The following is a 21,034-nucleotide window of genomic DNA, read 5'->3' as shown; positions in this document are numbered from 1 at the left end:
CGGCCGCTCGCGTACTGTGCTGTGCCGGGGCGGCACGAGGCCCCGAGGGACACCGGGGCGATCCAGAGCGAGGAAGCACGTGGCAGAGCAGAGGCCGTCACTCCGCGAGACGGCGGTGGCCGGCGCCCGCAGGATCGTCGTCAAGGTCGGCTCCTCCTCGCTCACCACCGCCTCCGGCGGTCTCGACGCCGACCGGGTCGACGCCCTCGTCGACGTCCTCGCCAAGGTCCGGGACGGCGGCGAACGCGAGGTCGTCCTCGTCTCCAGCGGAGCCATCGCCGCCGGACTCGCCCCGCTCGGCCTCGTCCGCAGGCCCAAGGACCTGGCCCGCCAGCAGGCCGCCGCCAGCGTCGGCCAGGGCCTCCTCGTGGCCCGCTACACCGCCTCCTTCGCACGCTACGGAGTCCGCGTCGGCCAAGTGCTCCTCACCGCCGACGACACCAGCCGCCGCGGCCACTACCGCAACGCCTACAGCACCCTGGACCAGCTCCTGGAGATGGGCGCGGTCCCCGTCGTCAACGAGAACGACACCGTCGCCACCGACGAGATCCGCTTCGGCGACAACGACCGGCTCGCCGCCCTCGTCGCCCATCTCGTCCACGCCGACCTCCTCGTCCTGCTCTCCGACGTGGACGGCCTCTACGACGGGCCGCCCGGCACCCCCGGCGCCTCCCGGATCGCCGAGGTCACCGGCCCCGGCGATCTGGCCGGTGTCACCATCGGCAGCGCCGGGAAGGCGGGCGTGGGCACCGGCGGCATGGTCACCAAGGTCGAGGCCGCCAACATCGCCACCGCCGCCGGGGTCCCCGTCGTCCTCACCTCCGCCAGCCGGGCCGCCGACGCCCTCGCGGGACGCGACACGGGCACGTACTTCCACCGCACCGGCCGCCGCTCCGCCGACCGGCTCCTGTGGCTGGCCCACGCCTCCACCCCGCAGGGGGCGCTCACCCTCGACGACGGCGCCGTGCGGGCCGTGGTGGACCGGCGCACCTCCCTGCTGCCCGCGGGGATTTCGGCCGTCGAGGGCGAGTTCAGCGCCGGTGACCCCGTCGAACTGCGCGACCCCCGGGGCGTCCCCATCGCCCGCGGACTCGTCAACTTCGATGCGAAGGAGATCCCCCAACTGCTCGGCCGCTCCACCCGGGAGCTGGCCCGGGAACTCGGGCCCGCCTACGAGCGCGAGGTCGTACACAGGGACGATCTCGTCATTCTCACGCCGCGCCTCACCCCCTGAAACGGCTGAAAGTCCAGCCTTCGGGCGAGCACCTTCACCAAAACCACCCCACGCCCCGCCGTGGACTGGTCCACTTTGTCGTGGGGAACCAGGGGTACCGCACAGCAACAGACCACAGGAGGCCGCCGGTGAGACGAGCGCGCCCGGGGGCGCCGCCCCGAGGCACGGCCGACCGAACCCTGACGAGTGTCGGAGCGGGGACGGACGCCGACCGGAATCCACGCCCGGCGGACACCGCCCAGCGGGAACCGGCCACGACGGCGCGGAAGGAGCCTCCGCAGTCCAAGCTCTGGCACATCACCCTCAGCGTCTCGGGCGCCGAGGCTCCGCTGGCGGAGGTCAGACGCGGCCTGGAACAACTCGCGCACGACCATCCGTTCCTGCTGACCAGCCGCTATGCCAACGACCACGCCGAGATCCGCTACTGGGAAGAGGCCCGCGATCTGCACGACGCGGCCGCCGTCGCGCTGCGGCTGTGGGGCGAACACCGCTCCAGCGCCCAGCTCCCGCCCTGGGCGATCGTCGGCCTCGAAGTCATCGACCGCGAGACCTACCACCTACGGGTCGCCGAGGGGTACGGGCCACCGCCCGCCGCTCCCGTGGGCGTGCACCCCTACTGACCGACGCGACCCGCCCGGGTCCCGCCCGCAGCTCCGTCGAGGGCCCGGGCGGGCCGGTGGAAGGGCGGGCCGGGTCGGTGGAGCGGCGGGGGCGGGACGGGGCCGGGGCGGGGCGCCCGCCACTCGATCCGGTCGTCTCGCATCACGGGATACGTGACGGATGCCCGCAGAGCGCGCATTACTCTGCGGGCATGACCACGCTCTCGCCCTACGACAACCTCTCCCCGGTCGCGCGGACGGCCTACCGGGCCCGTGCGGCCGCCGCCGACATCGCGCCCCTCCCGCGCGCGGCCAAGGACGACGCGCTGCTGGCCATCGCCGACGCCCTCGAAGTGCGCACCGGCGAGATCATCGAGGCCAACGCGCAGGACGTCGAGCGCGCCCGCCGGGCCGGAACGAGCGACGGCGTCATCGACCGCCTGACCCTCACCCCGGAACGCGTCCGCGCCATCGCCGCCGACGTACGGGGCGTGGCAGCCCTGCCCGACCCGGTCGGCGAAGTGGTGCGCGGCTCCACCCTGCCCAACGGCATCGACCTCCGCCAGGTGCGGGTTCCGCTCGGCGTGGTCGGCATCATCTACGAGGCCCGGCCCAACGTCACCGTCGACGCGGCCGCCCTCTGCCTCAAGTCCGGCAACGCGGTCCTGCTGCGCGGCTCCTCCTCCGCCCGCGCCTCCAACACCGCGCTCGTCCGGGTGCTGCGCGACGCGGTCGGAGGCTCCGGACTGCCCGCCGACGCGGTGCAGCTCGTCCCGGGCGAGAGCCGGGAGTCCGTACGCGAACTGATGCGTGCCCGCGGCCTGGTCGACGTCCTCATCCCGCGCGGCGGCGCCTCGCTGATCCGCACGGTCGTCGAGGAGTCCACCGTCCCCGTCATCGAGACCGGTACCGGCAACTGCCACGTCTACGTCGACGCGCAGGCGGATCTGGCCACGGCCGTCGACATCCTGGTCAACTCCAAGGCCCAGCGCCCCAGCGTCTGCAACGCGGCCGAGACGCTCCTCGTCCACAAGGACGTGGCGGACGCCTTCCTGCCGCTCGCCCTGGACGCGCTCGCCGAGGCCGGTGTCACCGTCCACGGCGACGAACACGTCCTCGCCCACGCCGAGGCGTCGAAGGCCACCGCCGTCGCCGCCACCGAGGAGGACTGGGAGACCGAATACCTCTCCCACGACATCGCCGCGGCGGTCGTCGACTCCCTGGACGCGGCGGTCGCCCACATCCGGCTCTGGTCCTCCGGCCACACCGAGGCGATCGTCACCACCTCGCAGGCCGCCGCCCGCCGGTTCACCCAGTTGGTGGATTCGACCACGGTCGCCGTGAACGCCTCCACCCGCTTCACGGACGGCGGCCAGTTCGGCTTCGGCGCCGAGATCGGCATCTCCACGCAGAAGCTGCACGCCCGGGGCCCGATGGGCCTGCCCGAGCTGACCTCGACGAAGTACATCGTCACGGGGGACGGGCACGTCCGCTGACCGCCGCCCGGGCGGCGGGTCCGACGCCTCGTGACGCCGGGCGCGCCGGCCGGCCCCTCCGGTCGGCTCCCCCGGGGCGATCCGGGGGAGTTCGTCGGATCCCTGCCGAAAAAGCCCCGTCCGGGCTACGCTGAATCCGTGCCGGACGACGTGGGGGGCAAGCCGTTTCCTGACGGCCGGGAGCCCGACGACGACCGCGGGGGCGCGGACGAGGACTTCGCCTCCGTGGTGTTCGACGAGGAATTCGTCCGGTCGGCGCCCGTCCACGAGCCCACCGCCGTGGAACGTCTTCTCGCCGCCGCCGAGGCCCGTGCCGAAGCCGAGGAGGCCCGCGCCCGCCGGAGCCGCCGCACCGACGAGGATCCGTACGACCTTTACGACGGCCCCCGGCGCTACCACGACCCCCAGGACCTCGACTACGACCCGGGGCACGGCGCCGGGGACGACGCGTACGGCCCGGGGCCCTACGGCCGCCACGGCGGCTCCCTGCGCCCCTACCGCAACTCCGCCCGCTGGCACCGGCCGGTCGCCTGGCTGCTGGCCGTGGTGATGGGCGTCGGCATGGTCTCCCTGGCCTTCACCGCGGTCTACCGGGGCGCCTCGAACAACCGCGAGGACCAGGTACCGCCCCCCGCCAGCAGCGGGGTGGACAAGCCCGGGGCCGCCCCGTCCGCCTCCGCCGACTACTCCCGCCCCACGGTCTCCGCCGAGCCCCGGGTTCCCTGAGCGACCGCCCGGCCCGGCCGCGTGCCCCCTGCCCCCCACACACCACCCTCCTGTGCCTGGTTCCCCGCGTCCTGTCCCGTGGCCCCGCGCGGCCCGGCTCCGGCTCCCCGCGCCCTGACCTGATCCGGGCCCCCTCCGTCCCGGTCCGCCCCCCCCGTCACCCGATCGCCGACGGCCGCCCCCGGGACTCCCGCGGTTCCCGGCGGTCTCCGCGTTTACGTGAGCCGCAATCGACCTACCCTCAAGGTGTGACCCCTCGCTCCCAGGGGGGCTTCTCGCTGCGGGACGCCGCCGGGCCGAAGCAGACCGTTGCGCACCGAACCGACCGGTGTGGAGACCGGGAGAGAAGTCATGACAGGCCGCTCACAACCGCCGGACGGCCCGCCCGAGAACCCTGCGGGCGGCGATGACGAATACCGCTCGCTCGTCTTCGACGAATCGTTCATCCAGGCTGCCCGGATGCAGGAGTACTCCGCCGAGGAACGGATGGGCCGCCACGCCCGCGCCGTCCGGACCCTGCCCGAGGAACAGGACCTCGTCCGAGGCGGCGGCAGCGGCTCCCGGGCCGCCATAGCCCTGGTCGTCCTCATCGCCCTCGCCTTCACGGTGGCCGTCTACATCGGCTTCCGGAGCCCGTACCCCCAGCCGGCCGTCCGCCGGGCCGAGCCCCTGCGGACGACCGTGGTTCCCCTGGCCCCCCGGGGCGCCGTGCCGGGCGGTTCACCCGAGCGGCTGTACCGGGCCGAACCGGTCTCCGGCTTCCGCTCGGGGGTGGAGGGCATCAACTTCCCCGCCGTGGAGCGCACGCAGAACTTCTCCGACAGCCAGATCACCGCCGCCCTCGCCACGGTCAAGGACTACCTGGTGGAGTCGTCCCTGAACCCCGATGTCCTCACCGGCTCCGTGCGCCGGCCCGTGGAGCACCTCCTCGACCCGGACCAGCGCGCCCAGTTCGAGCGCAGCCTGAGCAGCCCGGAGGACGACGGGAGCCATGCCGCCACCGGCTGGCTGGTGCGCTTCGACCCGGCGCGGGTGGAGCTCGCGGACCCCGAGGTCCGGGTCCGGGGCACCCTCGACTACGAGGAGGAGGCCGCGGGCGTTCTCGGCGTGGTCTCGGACCACACCTTCACCTACGCCCTGCGCCCGGCGGGCGCCTCCCCGCGCGACGGCGACGCCTCCCTGTTCACCGTGCGGCGCGAACTGCACTTCCGCTTCGACCGGGAGGACCTCCGGCTGCACCGCCTGGAGGTGCGGGCCGCCCACGTCCAGGCGGGACCGCAGCCCTGCTCGGCCGACGCGGCCGCGATGTTCCATCCGCTCCTGGCCGGGGAGCGGGCGGACGCCCGCCCCCCGGCCGCCACCGACCCGTACGCCACGGGATCGCCCACCGCGGCCCTGTGCGGAACTCTGGCGGCCCTCAGCCCTGCGACGGCCCCGACGCCCCCGGGCCCCCCTCCTCCGGGTCCTGGGGCCGGCCCGACGCACCGCTCCCGTTCGTAGCGGAACCGCCGCCGGAGCCCGCCCCGGTGAACTTGTCGCGCAGCTTGCCGCCCAGGTCTCCCGCGCCCCCGGCGATGTCGCCCACCAGCTTCATCAGCGGGTCCTTGCTGGTGCGCACCGAGTCCGCGTAGTGCGAGGCGGACTCGCGGAACGAGTCGGTCACCGAGGCGTCCTTGTCCTGGTCGCGCCGGGGGTAGTGGCCGTCCATGAGCCGCTGGAACTCGCGGGTCTCCGACCACTTCTTCAGCTCGGCGGCCCGCACGGTGGTGAACGGGTGCGTCCGGGGCAGCACATTGAGGATCTTGAGGACGGAGTCGCGGAGGTCGCCGCCCTTCTCGTACTCGTCGGCCTGGGCGAGGAACGCGTCCACGTTCATCTCGTGGAGGTGGTTGCCGCCCGCGATCTTCATCAGACCGCGCATGGACGCCTGTATGTCCTGGCCGACCAGGAGCCCGGCCCGGTCCGCCGACAGCTCCGACTTGCGGAACCACTCGCGCAGCGCCGTCACTATCGCCATGATCGCCACATTGCCCAGCGGGATCCAGGCGACCTTCACGGCGAGGTTGGTCAGGAACAGCAGTATCGTCCGGTACACCGAGTGGCCGGAGAGGGCGTGGCCCACCTCGTGGCCCACCACCGCCCGCATCTCCTCCTCGTCGAGCAGCTCGACCAGGCCCGTGGTGACCACGATGATCGGCTCGTCCAGTCCGATGCACATGGCGTTGGGCTGCGGATCCTGCTTCACGTACATCGGCGGGACCTTCTCCAGGTCCAGGATGTAACACGCGTCGCGCAGCATGTCGTTGAGGTGGGCGAACTGCGCGTCGCTCACCCGGACGGAGTCCGAGAGGAAGAGCAGCCGCAGGCTGCGCTCCGGGAGCAGCCCGCTGAGCGCCTTGAACACGGTGTCGAACCCGGTCAGCTTGCGCAGGGCCACCAGGGCCGAGCGGTCGGCCGGGTGCTCGTAGGCCCGGGAGGAGATCCCGGGGAATCGCCGGCGCTGCCTGCTCGGCACGTTCTCGTGACTGCTTTCGGTCATGGATGGCCCCCTGTTCGTACGAGACGTCGCTCGTCCCCCGGACAAAAGCCAGCGTATGCGCTGGCGCTACGGTGTGCGGGGGGCTGTGGATAACCGTGAGGAGCGCCCGAAATGCCGCACACCGCCGTACTGCTCGCCGCCGCGTCCGAGGAGCAGGGACCGGGCGACACCCTCCGGATCGTCCTGCTCGTCTCGATTCTCGGAGCGGCGCTGCTCGCCTGGTTCCTGCTGCGTGGATACCGCAACGACGACAACAACGACTGAGTCGCCGTGAGCGTGCCCGAAGAGGCCGCATACGATGGCCCCGACGTCTTCCTTCCGATTCTCGATCGATAGGTCCTGCCGAAGATGAGCCTCACGAGCACCGCACACCAGCTGGCCACTCTCGCCTCCGGCGGCGGGGAGGGCGGCGGCAACCACGAAAGCCTCAACCCCTACGTCGTCGGCGCCGGGGCCTTCATCGCGCTGATGCTGCTGCTGTGGATCACCACGAGCTTCAACCGCGACCGCTGAGCCGGGGCGTACGGCTGTGCCAGTAGGCTCTGCACGCATGGGAGAGCAGGAAGTGCCTACCGGCCCCGGCAAGCGCCGTATCGGCGTGATGGGCGGGACATTCGACCCGATCCACCATGGACACCTGGTGGCGGCCAGTGAAGTGGCCGCCCAGTTCCACCTGGACGAGGTCGTCTTCGTGCCGACCGGGCAGCCGTGGCAGAAGAGCCACAAGAAGGTCTCCCCGGCCGAGGACCGCTATCTGATGACGGTCATCGCCACCGCGTCCAATCCGCAGTTCTCCGTCAGCCGCAGTGACATCGACCGTGGCGGACCGACGTACACCATCGATACGCTGCGGGACCTGCGCGAGGTCCACGGCGACGCGGACCTCTTCTTCATCACCGGCGCCGACGCGTTGGCCCAGATCCTCACCTGGCGCGACGCGGAGGAGCTGTTCTCGCTCTCCCACTTCATCGGTGTGACCCGGCCGGGTCACGTGCTCACGGACGACGGGCTGCCCGAGGGCGGCGTCTCCCTCGTGGAGGTGCCCGCGCTGGCGATCTCGTCCACGGACTGTCGTGAGAGGGTCGCGCAGGGGGAGCCGGTCTGGTACCTGGTGCCGGACGGCGTGGTCCGCTACATCGACAAGCGCCAGCTGTACCGCGGCGAATGAGCCACGGAGAGGGGCACCGGTGAACGACCGCCAGAACCCGTACGACCCGTACTACCAGGAGCCGCAGATCGTCGGCTACGACGCGTACGGGCAGCCGGTCTACCAGGGGCAGGGCCCCCCGCAGTACGACCAGCAGGGTCAGCAGGGCCAGGGGTACGACCCCTACGCCACCCACCAGGGGCAGGGCCAGGACGCCGGTCACGGCTACGGGTACGACGCGTACGGCAACCCCCTGCAGCAGCCGCAGAGTTACGACCCGTACGGCGGCCAGGGGCACGGCCAGACGCAGCAGGCCCCCCCGCAGTACGGTCAGGCGCAGCAGGGGCAGGGGAGCGGCCAGGGGTACGGCTACGGCTCGTACGCCGACCACGGCTACACCACTGGTCAGCAGCAGCCCGCCGCCGCCGTGGACACCGGAGAGTACTGGAGCATTCCGCAGCAGGGCGGCGCCCCGGGGCCGGAACAGACCGGACCGCCCCCCGTTCAGCAGCCTCCCGTCCAGCAGCCCTCCGTGCGGCAGCAGTCGCCGGACACCGCGGAAGCGGAGGCCGTGCTTCCCGGGCAGCGCGAGCCCGCACCCGACTACCGCACCGAGCAGTTCTCGTTCATCGAGGAGCCCGACGAGGACTCCGAGGACGTCATCGACTGGCTCAAGTTCACCGAAAGCCGCAGCGAGCGCCGCGAGGAGGCCCGGCGCAAGGGCCGCAACCGGATGGTGGCCCTGATAGTCGTGGCCGTTCTCGTCGTCGTCGGCGGGGCCGGCTACCTGTGGTCCGCCGACCTGATCCCCGGCCTCTCCGGGGCGGACGAGAAGAAGGCCGTCGCCGCGGGGGTCCAGCAGCGCGACATGATCGTGGTGCACCTGCACGACACGAAGAACGGCGGCACCTCGACGGCGCTGCTCGTCGACAACTCCACGACCAAGCGGGGCACCACCGTCCTGCTGCCCAACTCGCTCGCCGTGGCGGGCGACGACGGGACCACCACCACGCTCGGCAAGTCCGTCGAGGACGACGGCAGGACTGGTACCCGCGAGGCGATCGACGTCCTCCTGGGTACCCGGATCACCGGTACCTGGCGGCTGGACACCCCGTACCTGGAGAACCTCGTCGAGCTGGTCGGCAACATCGAGGTCGACACCGACACCGACGTGCCCGGCGCGAAGAAGGGCGAATCGCCCCTCGTGACCAAGGGCGAGGCGCAGACGCTCAGCGGCCCGATGGCCGTCGCGTACGCCACGTACCGCGCGGAGGGCGAGCCGGAGGCCAGACAGCTGGCGCGGTTCGGCGAGGTCATGCGGGCCACCCTCCGCAAGATCTCCGAGGACCCGAAGGCCGCGACCGTCACCATCGAGACGCTGCTCCAGGTGCTCGACCCGTCGCTGCCCGAGAAGGACCTCGGGGCGTCGCTCGCCAAGCTGGCCTCCCGCGCGAAGGTCGGCGACTACAAGACGGTCGTGCTGCCGGTCCAGGCGGACGGCACGCTCACCGAGGCCGACACCCGCGACGTCGTCAAGAACGTCCTCGGCGGCACGGTGAGGGCCCCCGAGGCGGGCGCTCCGCTCCGGGTCGCCGTGCGCAACGCCACCGGGAACCAGAAGGCCGCGGAGGCGGCCCGGGTCCAGCTCGTCAACGGCGGTTACGCGTTCGTGGACAGCGGCAAGGCGTCGTCCGAGGCGTCGTCCGTCGTGCTCTACCGCGCCGCCGAGGACAAGGAGAAGGCCGTCGAGGTGGCCAAGACCCTGGGTCTTTCCGCAGGTGACGTGAGGAAGGGCGAGCCGGCCGCCAACGCCGACGTGTCCGCGGTCCTCGGGCAGGACTACAAGCTCCCGTAGCCCGCTCGGCCCCCCGGGGCGGCGCTCCGACGCCGCCCGGGGGCCCGAGGAGAAACGCAGTAAGGCTCTGTCGGCGGTCCGTGAGACCCTGGAGGTTGTATCCGACCGCCGACGAAAGCCTGCATGTGACCGCCACGGACCGCTCCATCGAGCTCATCAACGCCGCCGCTCAGGCGGCCGCCGACCGGCTCGCGCACGACATCATCGCCTACGACGTCAGCGACGTGCTGTCGATCACCGACGCCTTCCTGCTCGCCTCGGCCCCCAACGACCGCCAGGTCAAGTCGATCGTCGACGAGATCGAGGAGCGGCTCCAGAAGGAGCTCGGCGCCAAGCCGGTGCGCCGCGAGGGCGACCGCGACGCCCGCTGGATCCTCCTCGACTACGTCGACATCGTCATCCACGTCCAGCACAGCGAGGAGCGCGTCTTCTACGCGCTGGAGCGCCTGTGGAAGGACTGCCCCGAGATCGCCCTCCCCGAGGACGCGGTCAAGACCCGCGGCAAGGCCGAGGAGCACGCGCAGCTCAACGGCGGCACGGAAGGTGACCAGAGCTGAACGGCAGCAGGAGCGGCAAGGGCCGCAGGATCGTCCTCTGGCGGCACGGCCAGACGGCGTGGAATCTGGAGCGCCGCTTCCAGGGCTCCACGGACATCGAGCTCACCGAGACCGGTGTCGGGCAGGCCCGCCGCGCCGCCCGGCTGCTCGCCTCGCTGAAGCCGGACGCCATCGTGGCGTCCGACCTCCGGCGTGCGGCGGCCACGGCCGCCGAGCTGTCCGCCGTCAGCGGGCTGCCGGTCGCCCATGACGCCGCACTCCGCGAGACGTACGCGGGCGCCTGGCAGGGGCTGACCCACGAGGAGATCATCGAGCGCTACGGCGAGCAGTACGCGGCCTGGAAGCGCGGCGAGCCCGTCCGCCGGGGCGGCGGCGAGCTGGAGACCGAGGTCGCCGACCGGGCGGCGCCGATCGTCCTGGAGCACGTCGACAAGCTTCCGGAGAACGGCACGCTCGTCGTGGTCAGCCACGGCGGCACGATCAGGACGACGATCGGCCGGCTGCTCGGCCTGGAGGCGCACCACTGGGAAGGGCTCGGCGGTCTGTCCAACTGCTGCTGGTCCGTCCTCGGGGAAGGCGCGCGCGGCTGGCGTCTCCTGGAGCACAACGCCGGCACGCTTCCGGAGCCGGTGCTCGGCGACGACGACTAGGCCGCGCCCGTCCGGCGGACCGGAGCCGGACGCGCCCTGGACGACCCGACGGACGGTCGTCCCAGGGGCGTTGAGGGGCGGCCCGGGGCCTGTCCGCGGGCGGCTCCGGCCGGATTTCACTTTCCGGCCGGTCGCAGGCTAGAGTTCTTCTTGTTCGCAGGGCGGAAACGCCGGGAAACACAGCGAACAGCGGGGCTATAGCTCAGTTGGTAGAGCGCCTGCATGGCATGCAGGAGGTCAGGAGTTCAATTCTCCTTAGCTCCACAATCAGGATCCCGTCCCCGTCAGGGGGCGGGATCTTCTGTATGGAGGGCACCGAGCGGGCTGACCCTCTTGCGGGGCCATGGCAGAATCGGAACGCCGGAGGGGGCGACGTACCGATCGGGAGGGAGCGCGATGCCTGCGAGTCGCGTCCACGTTCCCGACCGGCGCCTTGTCACCGCCCCGCTCCCCGGCCCCGTAACGTCCGACGATCGATCCCGTCTCGGCTGTCCGTCCTGCGGTTCGTCCCATGTCGCCCAGATGCTGGGTGACAACGGAGGGGTCTCCTACGTGTGCACGGCCTGCGGCCACAGCTGGAGCTGACTGATGGGTGCACACAGGCGTAAGTGCGACTGGTGCGGCAGCGGGACGCCCATTGTCAGGGACATGGACCCGGTCAACGCCGCGTACCAGTACTGGTGCGAGGAGTGCGCGCGGGCGCTGATCATAAAAGGCGACCCCATCGAGACCTACCGGGAGCTGGAGGGGGAGCCGATCTACGGGCGCCTCCTGGAGGAGCACTGCACGCTCAAGCGCTTCTACTCCTTCGCCACTGCCTGATCGCCCGGCCGGGTTGCTGCCGTCCGGTACCGCCCGTCCGCACCCGTCTGACCTGCGACGGAAGATCCTTCCCTCGGGAGGATTCGGGCATAGCGGTTCAAACTGGAAACGATTTGGTGAAGCACCGGGGTGACCGTGTAATGTTCTCGATGTCGCCAAGGGAAACCGGGCGGAACACAGCACGGGGCTATAGCTCAGTTGGTAGAGCGCCTGCATGGCATGCAGGAGGTCAGGAGTTCAATTCTCCTTAGCTCCACACCGTAAGCAGTGAAGAAGCGGACCATCCGGATCGGGTGGTCCGCTTCTTTTCCTTTGTCCGGACCCGGCCCGATCAGGTCGGGGGCGAGGGAGGCGCCCAGGCCGTGCCCCCGGCGGAGCAACCAGCCGATCGCCGGCCTCTCGTCCCTCGGTCACTCCCCGCAGCCCTCCGGGACCGTGCGGTACCCTGGCGCCATGCGTGCCGTACGCCTTCTGCTTAGCGGGCCGCGCTGAACAGTCCCGACCGGTGAGAACGCCTGGTCGGAGTCAGCGCGGCGTCCCCTCCTGTGCGAGGGGATTTTTCGTTTCCCGGCAGATGACGATCGATGGAGCTTTGAGGATCATGAGCGAGACGAATTCCGCTGCCGAGACGGCCGCGCCGCACCGCTACACGGCGGCCATGGCCGCCGACATCGAAGCACGCTGGCAGGACTTCTGGGACGCCGAGGGGACCTACGAGGCGCCGAACCCCACCGGTGATCTGGCGGGCGACCCCGAGGAGGCCGCCAAGCCGAAGAAGTTCATCATGGACATGTTCCCGTACCCCTCGGGTGCGGGGCTGCACGTCGGACACCCGCTGGGCTACATCGCCACCGACGTCTACGCCCGCCACCAGCGGATGACCGGCCACAACGTGCTGCACACCCTGGGCTTCGACGCGTTCGGCCTGCCCGCCGAGCAGTACGCGGTCCAGACCGGCACGCACCCCCGGGTCTCCACCGAGGCCAACATGGAGAACATGAAGGTCCAGCTGCGCCGGCTGGGCCTGGGGCACGACAAGCGCCGCTCCTTCGCGACGATCGACGCGGAGTACTACAAGTGGACCCAGTGGATCTTCCTGCAGATCTTCAACTCCTGGTACGACACCGAGGCCGACCGGGCCCGCCCGATCGCCGAGCTGGTCGAGCAGTTCGAGAGCGGCACCCGTCCCACCCCCGACGGCCGTGAGTGGGGCGCGCTGAGCGCCACCGAGCGCGCGGACCTGCTGAGCGAGTACCGCCTGGCGTACGCCTCCGACGCCCCCGTGAACTGGGCGCCCGGGCTGGGCACCGTTCTGGCCAACGAGGAGGTCACCGCCGACGGCCGCTCCGAGCGCGGGAACTTCCCCGTCTTCAAGGCCAAGCTGCGCCAGTGGAACATGCGCATCACCGCCTACGCCGACCGGCTGCTGAACGACCTGGACGGGCTGGACTGGCCCGAGGCCATCAAGCTGCAGCAGCGCAACTGGATCGGCCGCTCCGAGGGCGCCCGCGTCGAGTTCCCGGTGGACACCGCGGGCGGCATCACCGTCTTCACCACCCGCCAGGACACCCTGTTCGGCGCCACGTACATGGTGCTGGCGCCCGAGCACGACATGGTGGAGCGGATCATTCCGGCCGCCTGGCCCGAGGGCACCCACCCGGTGTGGACGGGGGGCCACGCGAACCCGGCCGAGGCCGTCACCGCCTACCGCAAGCAGGCCGCTGCCAAGTCCGACGTCGAGCGGCAGGCCGAGGCCAAGGACAAGACCGGTGTCTTCACCGGTGCGTACGCCACCAACCCCGTCAGCGGCGAAAAGGTCCCCGTCTTCATCGCGGACTACGTGCTGATGGGCTACGGCACCGGCGCGATCATGGCCGTACCGGCGCACGACACGCGCGACTTCGCCTTCGCGCGCGCCTTCGAGCTGCCGATGCGCTGCGTCGTCCAGCCCTCCGACGACCGCGGAACCGACCCCGCCACGTGGGACGACGCCTTCAGTTCGTACGACGCGAAGCTGGTCAACTCCGCCAACGACGAGATCTCGCTGGACGGCCTGGGCGTCGTCGAGGCCAAGGCGAAGATCACGGAGTGGCTGCGGGAGCACGGCGTCGGCGAGGGCACCGTCAACTTCCGGCTGCGCGACTGGCTGTTCAGCCGGCAGCGCTACTGGGGCGAGCCCTTCCCGATCGTGTACGACGAGGACGGCATCGCCCACCCCCTGCCCGAGTCGATGCTGCCGCTGGAGCTGCCCGAGGTCGAGGACTACTCGCCGCGCACCTTCGACCCGGACGACGCGACGGCCCAGCCCGAGACCCCGCTGTCGCGCAACGCCGACTGGGTGGACGTCACGCTGGACCTGGGCGACGGACCGAAAAAGTACCGCCGCGAGACCAACACCATGCCCAACTGGGCCGGTTCCTGCTGGTACGAGCTGCGGTACCTGGACCCGAACAACGACCGTCAGCTGGTCGACCCGGCGATCGAGCAGTACTGGATGGGCCCGCGCGAGGGGCAGCCCACCGGGGGCGTCGACCTGTACGTCGGCGGCGCCGAGCACGCCGTACTGCACCTGCTGTACGCGCGCTTCTGGTCGAAGGTGCTGTTCGACCTGGGCCACATCTCGTCCGCGGAGCCGTTCCACAAGCTGTACAACCAGGGCATGATCCAGGCGTTCGTCTACCGCGACAGCCGGGGCATCGCCGTCCCCGCCGCCGAGGTGGAGGAGCGCGACGGCGCGTTCTACCACAACGGCGAGAAGGTCAGCCGCGTCCTGGGCAAGATGGGCAAGTCCCTGAAGAACGCGGTCACCCCGGATGAGATCTGCGCCGAGTACGGTGCGGACACCCTGCGCCTGTACGAGATGGCGATGGGCCCCCTGGACGTGTCGCGCCCCTGGGACACCCGTGCCGTCGTCGGCCAGTACCGGCTGCTGCAGCGCCTGTGGCGCAACGTCGTCGACGAGGAGACCGGCGAGGTCACCGTCGTCGACACGGAGCCGGACGAGGACACGCTGCGCGCCCTGCACAAGGCGATCGACGGGGTCGGCCAGGACATGGCGGGCATGCGGTTCAACACCGCCATCGCCAAGGTCACCGAGCTGAACAACCACCTGACGAAGGCGGGCGGCCCGCTCCCGCGGTCCGTGGCCGAGCGGCTGGTCCTGCTGGTCGCCCCGCTGGCCCCGCACATCGCGGAGGAGCTGTGGCGGCGGCTGGGCCACACCGAATCGGTCGTCCACCAGGACTTCCCTGTGGCGGACCCGGCGTACGTCGTGGACGAGACCGTCACCTGTGTGGTCCAGGTCAAGGGCAAGGTCCGGGCGCGCCTGGAGATCTCGCCGTCGATCACGGACGAGGAGCTGGAGGCGCTGGCGCTGGCCGACGAGGCGGTCGTCGCGGCGCTGGGCGGGGCGGGCATCCGCAAGGTGATCGTGCGCGCGCCGAAGCTGGTGAACATCGTCCCCGCGTAACGCTCGGCGCACGCGGTCAGGGCCATCCCCTACGGGCAGGTTGCGGGTTCCGAAGGAACCCCCGGCCTGCCCGTACCGTTTACGGTGAAGGGGGCGACCCGTACAGGCGGACGCATCGAGAGACCGAGGGGCATTCATGGAAGCCGCGATCACGATCCTGGCGTTGCTCCTGGTCGCGTTCATCGCCCTGGGCGTCTACGCGACCGTGAAGGCGGTCGGCGCGGCCAAGCGCGGCGTGGACCGCACGATCACCCAGGCCCGCCGCACGGTGGAGGACACCACCCTGCGGGCCAAGAGCTTCGGACAGCCGGGGGTCGCGGGCGAGCTCGCGCAGCTCCGGCTCGCCCTGCGCACCTCCATGCGGGCCACCCAGGACGCCCTGCACGCCGGAGCGGCCGAGGACGCGTCGCTGGCCGAGTCGGTGGCCCTGTTCCGGAGGCTGAGCGCGCACGGTCTGGAGCTGGACGGTGAGCTCAAGCGGCTGGAGCGCGAGCCGGACCGGACGACGGTCGCGAGCCTGCTGCCCAAGCTGAGGGAGCGCACACAGCAGATCACGCAGTCGGCGGAGTCGCTGCGCTGGGCGGCGCGGGACCGGGCACGGCAGTTCGCCGACGACGATCTGGACGCGCTGAACGCACAGATCGACATCGAGGCCGGCGCGCTACGGCACTGGACCACGGACGAGTCATCGCGGACGAGTGCCGGGGGGAGCGCCGGTTCCCGGGCGCAGGACCCCGGGACGGACTGGCCCGAGCCGGCCGCCCCCGCCGACCCCTCCGCGGCGAACAGCAGCACGGCCGACGACGCCTGGTCCGGACCGGCCCGCGAGGAGAGCCCCCAGGCGATCACCGCTCCGGACCCGCGGCTGCGCACCACCTACCCGTGGCAGAAGTCCACCCGCCCGGAGACGACGAACTGACGCCCGCGGGGCCGGGGGCCCGGGGCCGCTCCACCCGCCGGGCGGCGTGGGGCGCGTCCCCGTGAGAGGTCGCACGGGGCGCCACGCGTGCCCGATGAGGTGAGGCGGCTGCGCTCCCCGAGGGCGTGCCCCGGCCACGAGCGGGCGGATACGCTCCGAACCGGCCTGGAACGATCAGTGCGCCGGGCCCGGGCTGCCGCACTCCCACCACGCCAGGTAACCTCCGGCTCATGTCCCGCCATGTCGCTATCGTCACCGATTCCACGGCCTACCTGCCGCGCCCGACGATGGAACGGCACGGCATCACCGCGGTGCCGCTGACCGTCGTCCTGGGCGACCGGGCGCTGGAGGAGGGCACCGAGATCTCGGCCCGCTCGCTCGCCCAGGCTCTGCAGAAACGCCACTCCGTGACCACGTCCCGCCCCAGCCCCGCGGTCTTCGCCGAGACCTACCGGGCGGCGGCCGAGGGCGGGGCGGACGCGGTGGTGTCGCTCCACCTGTCGGCGGAGTTCTCGGGCACGTACGACGCCGCGCTGGTCGCGTCGAAGAGCGCCCCGGTTCCGGTACGCGTGGTGGACACCGGCATGGTCGCCATGGCGCTGGGGTTCTGCGCGCTCGCGGCGGCGGAGACCGTCGAGGCGGGCGGCGGCCCGGACGAGGCGGTCGCGGCCGCGGAGAAGCGGGCTGCGAACACCTCGGCGTATTTCTATGTCGACACGCTCGACTATCTGCGCCGGGGCGGCCGCATCGGCACCGCCCAGGCCCTCCTCGGCTCCGCACTGGCGGTGAAGCCGATCCTGGAACTCGACGGGGGCCGGATCGGGATGCTGGAGAAGGTGAGGACGGCGTCCAGGGCCATCGCCCGCCTGGAGGAGATCGCCGCCGAGCGGGCGGGTACCGCCCCGGTGGACATCGCCGTCCACCACCTCGCCGCCCCGGAACGCGCGGAGCGCCTGGCCGAGCGGCTGCGCGAACGCGTGCCGGGCCTTGCCGACCTCCACGTCAGCGAGATCGGCGCGGTGATCGGGGCGCACACGGGGCCGGGGCTGCTCGGTGCGGTGATCTCGCTGCGGTGAGCTCGGCGCGGGCAACGCGGTCAGCGCGTTCCGCTCTGGTCGGGGCGGGTGGGCAGGACGGATTTCACTCGGCGGAGTGGCCGAGATATCCACAACTGCCGGGCTGTCCACAGAATTCGGTCCTGCTCAGCGAGGCCGGGCGGAGATGCCTAACGTCGTGAGGCATGGCCCTTCGAACCTCTTGGGCGTCGGCTCCCGGCGCTCCGACCGCAGCCGCCTCGTCGTCCGACATGTCGTCCGCCCCCGGGCTCGCCCCGCCGTCCCACGTCGGGGCCGCGTCTCCGCCCACCGCGGTGGCCGCCTTCCCGCCCCGCTCCCCGTCCGCGGTTCTGCCGTCGGCCGACCCGTTGTCCGGGCGGCGGCCCGCCCGGGGGAGGCACGCGGCCGGTACGCGCCCGAGCGGTCGGGCGGGGTCAGGTCCCGGCACTCGTTCCGGTGCGGGCCGGGGCGGACGGCGGGCCGTGCGGCGCTCCGCCCTCGCCTCGGCTGCCGCACGTCGTCGTGCGGACGCGCTGATGACCGGTGCGGTCGATGCGTCCGGCGCGTCCGGGCTCGGGGAGGTTGCCGGGGCCGGACCCGTACGTGAGCCGGTGGCCGGGCCCGTGGCCGTACCGGGGGCGCGCGGGCCGGCCCCCGTGCCCGTGGGGGAGAGGGCACCCCACACCGAGGCCGAGGCCGAGCCTGCGGCCCTGCCCGTGGCCGAGGCCGTGGCCGGGGAGGCGCGGACGGGAGGAGACACCTCACCGGTGCGCCGCCTCGTCTCGGCGGTCCGCGAGCGGGTGGCGTGGTGGGTGCGGCTCCGGTGCGGGATGGCTCCGCGTACGCCCGTGGTGCTCGGCCTGGTACTGCTCGCCGCCGTGGCCGTGGCGGCGTTCCACTTCTGGTCCGCGCGCCCCCAGACCGTGCACGCGCCGGAACCGGTCGCGGAGGAGGCGGCAGCGGTCGGCGCGGAACCGGAAGCGTTACGGTCCGGCGCTCCCGATCCGGTGCCCCGCCCGGCCGGCGGGGAGCCGTCCTCCGTGCGGGGGAGCAGCGGCGGGGGCGGGCAGATCGTCGTCGATGTGAGCGGAAAGGTGCACCGGCCGGGGGTCCGGCGGCTTCCGATGGGCTCGCGGGTGGCGGACGCGCTCGAAGCGGCGGGCGGGGTGCGCGCCGGCACGGATCTGGCAGGGCTCAACCGGGCGCGGGTCCTCACGGACGGGGAGCAGGTCCTCGTCGGCCTCCCGCCCGGTTCGCCCCTCGCCGCCGCGGCGGGCGGCGGGGCCGGAGCGGGCGGGGAGGCCGACGGGCCCGGGCCGACGGCGCCGCTGAGCCTGAACACGGCGACCGCCGAACAGCTCGAAACCCTGCCGGGGGTCGGGCCCGTGCTGGCCCAGCACATGATCGACTACCGCACGGAGAACAACGGATTCCGGTCCGTCGAGGAACTCCGCCAGGTCAACGGGATCGGAGACCGCCGTTTCGCCGACCTCCAACCACTGGTACGGCCATGAGCGGCCGGGCGGCGCGGCTCGGCCTCCGCCGAGACGCGGACACGGGGAGGGGCGCTCCCGGAAGCGCGAGCCCCGGCGAGGACCGTGCGACGGCGTCCGTACCGCTGACGGCGGGGCCGCCGGGCGCCCCGGGTGCTGCGGGGGAGGCCGGGGTCCGGTCGGAGGGGCCTGCGGACCTGAGGCTCGTCCCGCCTGCCCTGGCGGTCTGGGCTGCCGCCGCGGTGGCGCTGGGGCTGCCGGGGAGGTGGGCGGCAACGATGGCCGTCGCCTGCGCGGTGCCCGCGCTCGCCCTGCTGGCGGCGGCCTCGCGCACGCGGGCGGCCCCGGCCTCTCGCCCCACGAGGAGGACGGCAGGACGGGTCCGGTTCGTGGCCGCCGGGGGAGCCGCGCTGCTGTGCGCGGCGGGGGGCGCGACAGTGGCCGGGCTGCACGGGGCCGATGTGCGTCGCGGGCCGGTCCCCGCCCTGGCACGGGAGTACGCGCGGGTCGACGTCGTCGTCCGCGTGACCTCCGACCCCCGGACGACGCGCCCGGCGACGCGGGGCAGCCGCAGCGCTCCTCCGCTTCTCCTGCTCGACGCGGAGGTCATGGAGGTGCGGACGGCCCACGGCCGGAGCGCCCGGGTCCGTACCCCGGTGCTGGTCGTGGTCGCGGCCGACGACCACCGGGCGGACTGGCAGAAGCTGTTGCCCTCCACCGGTCTCCGGCTGCGCGGACGGCTGTCGCCCCCCGCGCACGGGGGCGAACGGCGCGCGGCCCTCCTGCGGGTGGACCGCGAAGGAGCACCCCGGATCACCGAGCCTCCGACATGGCTCCAGCGGACGGCGGGAGAGCTGCGTGCCGGGTTGCGGGAGGCGACGGACGGCCTGGACGCGGATGCGCGTGCGCTGCTGCCGGGGCTGGTGGTCGGTGACACCTCCCGAGTCCCGCCGGACCTCCACGAAGCGTTCAAGGCGACCGATCTGACGCACTTGTTGAGCGTTTCCGGAGCCAATTTATCGATCCTCCTCTTCCTTCTCGTCGGACCGCCGGGGACGGCGTCGAGCGCGGAAAGACGCGGCCTGGCACCGCTGTCGGGGCTTTCGCTGCGGGCGACCGCGGTGACCGGAGGGGCGATGACGCTCGCGTTCATCGTCGTGTGCCGCCCGGAGCCGAGCGTGCTCCGTGCCGCCGCCTGCGGGCTCATCACGCTGCTCGCGATCGGAACGGGCCGCCGGAGATCGCTGATCCCCGCCCTGGCGGCGGCGGTCGTCCTGCTGGTGCTCTACGATCCCTGGCTCGCCCGGAGTTACGGCTTCCTGCTCTCGGTCCTGGCCACCGGGGCGCTGCTGACGCTCGCTCCCAGGTGGAGCCTCGCCCTGCGGGCGCGGCGGGTGCCGGGCAGGCTCGCCGAGGTGCTGGCCGCGGCGGCGGCCGCGCAGGCCGTGTGCGCCCCCGTGGTGGTGGTCCTGGCACCGCGGGTCAGCCTGGTGGCGGTCCCGTGCAATCTGCTGGCGGAGTTCGCGGTGGCCCCGGCGACGGTGCTCGGGTTCGCGGCGCTGGCCGTCGCCCCGGTCGCCCTGCCGGTGGCCGAGGTGCTGGCCCGGATCGCGAGCTGGCCGGTCGGGTGGATCGCCGCGGTCGCCCGCACGGGGGCGGAGCTTCCGGGAGCGGAGGTTCAGTGGCCCGGAGGGTGGTCGGGCGCGGCGCTGCTGGCCGGTCTCACGGCGCTGCTCGTGCTCCTGGCCCCGAGGCTGGCCCGCCGCCCCTGGGTCTGCGCGGCCATCGGCCTGCTCCTCGTGCTGGCGGTGCTTCGACCGGCCCCCCTGACCCGGGTCATGACCGGCTGGCCGCCGCCCGGCTGGGCGTTCGCCCTCTGCGACGTGGGGCAGGGCGATGCAATGGTCCTCGCGGCGGGGGAGGGCGCGGGAGTGGTCGTCGACGCCGGACCCGACCCTCGCGCGGTCGACCGGTGCCTGCGCGACCTCGCCGTGACCCGGGTGCCGCTCGTCGTCCTGACCCACTTCCACGCCGACCACGTACGCGGGCTGCCGGGCGTTCTGCGGGGCAGGGCGGTGGGCGCGATCCAGACGACGAGTCTCGAAGCCCCGCCCGAACAGGCCGCGTTCGTGCGGCGGACGGCCGCGAAGGCGCGGGTTCCGACGGTGCGGGCCGCGGCCGGTGAGCACCGCCGGGCGGGCCCGGTCGACTGGCGGGTCCTCTGGCCCCGCCCGGAGCCCGGGGGAGCGGGAGCGGCGGTGCGGGAGCCGAACGATTCCAGCGTGACCCTGCGCGTACGGGCGGCCGGAGGGCTGACACTGCTGCTCCTCGGCGACCTCGAACCCCTGGCCCAGCGGGAGTTGCTTGAGAATTTCAACGGTGGTTGGCACTGCTAACCAGCGGCGACCTGCGGCGCTGGTCGGCTTTGACAGTAGGGGTTGGCATCGAATTTTAACGAAGGATGGCACTTAAT

Annotated in this window: 19 protein-coding genes and 2 tRNA genes; 20 read left to right on the top strand and 1 reads right to left on the bottom strand. The window is 72.6% G+C overall.

Annotated elements, in window-relative coordinates:
- The first annotated feature begins 79 nt into the window (after positions 1-79).
- From proB to ACH4K1_RS16105, 5 genes are all read left to right on the top strand, one after another.
- Entirely contained in the window at positions 80-1,234 is a 1,155-nt protein-coding gene (proB, locus tag ACH4K1_RS16125; RefSeq protein WP_398089940.1) for a glutamate 5-kinase, read from the top strand.
- Positions 1,235-1,362: 128 nt separating this feature from the next.
- On the top strand, positions 1,363-1,854 hold the full coding sequence (locus tag ACH4K1_RS16120) for a hypothetical protein (protein ID WP_398089938.1): 492 nt from the start codon (positions 1,363-1,365) through the stop codon (positions 1,852-1,854).
- A 191-nt stretch (positions 1,855-2,045) separates the two neighbouring features.
- Positions 2,046-3,329 carry a glutamate-5-semialdehyde dehydrogenase gene (locus tag ACH4K1_RS16115; protein WP_398089936.1) on the top strand — a complete coding sequence of 428 codons (1,284 nt, stop codon included), beginning with the start codon at positions 2,046-2,048 and terminating at the stop codon, positions 3,327-3,329.
- A 138-nt stretch (positions 3,330-3,467) separates the two neighbouring features.
- On the top strand, positions 3,468-4,055 hold the full coding sequence (locus ACH4K1_RS16110; RefSeq protein ID WP_398089934.1) for a hypothetical protein: 588 nt from the start codon (positions 3,468-3,470) through the stop codon (positions 4,053-4,055).
- A gap of 351 nt (positions 4,056-4,406) precedes the next feature.
- The gene (locus ACH4K1_RS16105; RefSeq protein ID WP_398089932.1) at positions 4,407-5,555 is read left to right on the top strand and encodes a hypothetical protein; all 1,149 of its coding nucleotides are present in this window, start codon (positions 4,407-4,409) and stop codon (positions 5,553-5,555) included.
- Here ACH4K1_RS16105 and ACH4K1_RS16100 read toward each other — a convergent pair.
- Entirely contained in the window at positions 5,473-6,594 is a 1,122-nt protein-coding gene (locus ACH4K1_RS16100; protein ID WP_398089930.1) for a M48 family metallopeptidase, read from the bottom strand. The two genes, ACH4K1_RS16105 and ACH4K1_RS16100, sit on opposite strands and share 83 nt — an antisense overlap.
- Positions 6,595-6,705: 111 nt before the next feature.
- Between ACH4K1_RS16100 and ACH4K1_RS16095 the strand changes: the two genes are divergently transcribed.
- From ACH4K1_RS16095 to ACH4K1_RS16025, 15 genes are all read left to right on the top strand, one after another.
- The gene (locus ACH4K1_RS16095) at positions 6,706-6,858 is read left to right on the top strand and encodes a hypothetical protein (RefSeq protein ID WP_032748091.1); all 153 of its coding nucleotides are present in this window, start codon (positions 6,706-6,708) and stop codon (positions 6,856-6,858) included.
- 84 nt (positions 6,859-6,942) lie between these two features.
- Positions 6,943-7,107, top strand: a complete 165-nt coding sequence (locus ACH4K1_RS16090) for a hypothetical protein (RefSeq protein WP_228991137.1) — start codon at positions 6,943-6,945, stop codon at positions 7,105-7,107.
- Between the two features lie 37 nt (positions 7,108-7,144).
- Positions 7,145-7,762, top strand: coding sequence for a nicotinate-nucleotide adenylyltransferase (gene nadD, locus ACH4K1_RS16085; RefSeq protein WP_030329499.1), 618 nt, complete (start codon positions 7,145-7,147; stop codon positions 7,760-7,762).
- Positions 7,763-7,781: 19 nt separating this feature from the next.
- Positions 7,782-9,596 (top strand): LCP family protein, encoded by a 1,815-nt coding sequence (locus ACH4K1_RS16080; protein WP_398089927.1) that lies wholly within the window; start codon positions 7,782-7,784, stop codon positions 9,594-9,596.
- A gap of 125 nt (positions 9,597-9,721) precedes the next feature.
- Positions 9,722-10,153, top strand: a complete 432-nt coding sequence (gene rsfS, locus ACH4K1_RS16075; RefSeq protein ID WP_006124372.1) for a ribosome silencing factor — start codon at positions 9,722-9,724, stop codon at positions 10,151-10,153.
- Entirely contained in the window at positions 10,150-10,803 is a 654-nt protein-coding gene (locus ACH4K1_RS16070; RefSeq protein WP_398090050.1) for a histidine phosphatase family protein, read from the top strand. The genes rsfS and ACH4K1_RS16070 overlap by 4 nt, the downstream gene beginning before the upstream one ends.
- A gap of 191 nt (positions 10,804-10,994) precedes the next feature.
- A tRNA-Ala gene (locus ACH4K1_RS16065) sits at positions 10,995-11,067 on the top strand.
- A gap of 132 nt (positions 11,068-11,199) precedes the next feature.
- Positions 11,200-11,388, top strand: coding sequence for a hypothetical protein (locus ACH4K1_RS16060; RefSeq protein ID WP_398089925.1), 189 nt, complete (start codon positions 11,200-11,202; stop codon positions 11,386-11,388).
- 3 nt (positions 11,389-11,391) lie between these two features.
- Positions 11,392-11,625, top strand: coding sequence for a hypothetical protein (locus ACH4K1_RS16055; RefSeq protein WP_228991134.1), 234 nt, complete (start codon positions 11,392-11,394; stop codon positions 11,623-11,625).
- Positions 11,626-11,808: 183 nt separating this feature from the next.
- A tRNA-Ala gene (locus ACH4K1_RS16050) sits at positions 11,809-11,881 on the top strand.
- A 345-nt stretch (positions 11,882-12,226) separates the two neighbouring features.
- Entirely contained in the window at positions 12,227-15,094 is a 2,868-nt protein-coding gene (leuS, locus tag ACH4K1_RS16045; RefSeq protein WP_398089923.1) for a leucine--tRNA ligase, read from the top strand.
- A 136-nt stretch (positions 15,095-15,230) separates the two neighbouring features.
- Complete coding sequence (locus ACH4K1_RS16040) at positions 15,231-16,013, top strand: hypothetical protein (RefSeq protein WP_398089921.1); 783 nt, start codon at positions 15,231-15,233, stop codon at positions 16,011-16,013.
- A gap of 230 nt (positions 16,014-16,243) precedes the next feature.
- Positions 16,244-17,089, top strand: coding sequence for a DegV family protein (locus ACH4K1_RS16035; protein WP_398089919.1), 846 nt, complete (start codon positions 16,244-16,246; stop codon positions 17,087-17,089).
- Positions 17,090-17,550: 461 nt separating this feature from the next.
- Positions 17,551-18,582, top strand: coding sequence for a helix-hairpin-helix domain-containing protein (locus tag ACH4K1_RS16030; RefSeq protein WP_398089917.1), 1,032 nt, complete (start codon positions 17,551-17,553; stop codon positions 18,580-18,582).
- Positions 18,579-20,957: a ComEC/Rec2 family competence protein gene (locus ACH4K1_RS16025; protein ID WP_398089915.1), complete on the top strand. Its 2,379-nt coding sequence runs from the start codon at positions 18,579-18,581 to the stop codon at positions 20,955-20,957. The genes ACH4K1_RS16030 and ACH4K1_RS16025 overlap by 4 nt, the downstream gene beginning before the upstream one ends.
- Positions 20,958-21,034: the final 77 nt, after the last annotated feature.

Origin of the sequence: Streptomyces sp. NPDC017448 (genome assembly GCF_044330565.1) — a bacterium.
Lineage (GTDB): Bacteria > Actinomycetota > Actinomycetes > Streptomycetales > Streptomycetaceae > Streptomyces.
The sequence above is the reverse complement of the archived record's forward strand: the minus strand, read 5'-3'. Positions and strand labels throughout refer to the sequence as shown.

Coding starts and splice junctions, on each gene's coding strand:
- ACH4K1_RS16090 (WP_228991137.1), top strand. CDS start 6,943: ATGAGCCTCACGAGCACCGCACACCAGCTGGCCACTCTCGCCTCCGGC.
- ACH4K1_RS16095 (WP_032748091.1), top strand. CDS start 6,706: ATGCCGCACACCGCCGTACTGCTCGCCGCCGCGTCCGAGGAGCAGGGA.
- ACH4K1_RS16105 (WP_398089932.1), top strand. CDS start 4,407: ATGACAGGCCGCTCACAACCGCCGGACGGCCCGCCCGAGAACCCTGCG.
- ACH4K1_RS16060 (WP_398089925.1), top strand. CDS start 11,200: ATGCCTGCGAGTCGCGTCCACGTTCCCGACCGGCGCCTTGTCACCGCC.
- ACH4K1_RS16055 (WP_228991134.1), top strand. CDS start 11,392: ATGGGTGCACACAGGCGTAAGTGCGACTGGTGCGGCAGCGGGACGCCC.
- nadD (WP_030329499.1), top strand. CDS start 7,145: ATGGGAGAGCAGGAAGTGCCTACCGGCCCCGGCAAGCGCCGTATCGGC.
- ACH4K1_RS16035 (WP_398089919.1), top strand. CDS start 16,244: ATGTCCCGCCATGTCGCTATCGTCACCGATTCCACGGCCTACCTGCCG.
- ACH4K1_RS16025 (WP_398089915.1), top strand. CDS start 18,579: ATGAGCGGCCGGGCGGCGCGGCTCGGCCTCCGCCGAGACGCGGACACG.
- leuS (WP_398089923.1), top strand. CDS start 12,227: ATGAGCGAGACGAATTCCGCTGCCGAGACGGCCGCGCCGCACCGCTAC.
- ACH4K1_RS16100 (WP_398089930.1), bottom strand. CDS start 6,594: ATGACCGAAAGCAGTCACGAGAACGTGCCGAGCAGGCAGCGCCGGCGA.
- ACH4K1_RS16040 (WP_398089921.1), top strand. CDS start 15,231: ATGGAAGCCGCGATCACGATCCTGGCGTTGCTCCTGGTCGCGTTCATC.
- ACH4K1_RS16115 (WP_398089936.1), top strand. CDS start 2,046: ATGACCACGCTCTCGCCCTACGACAACCTCTCCCCGGTCGCGCGGACG.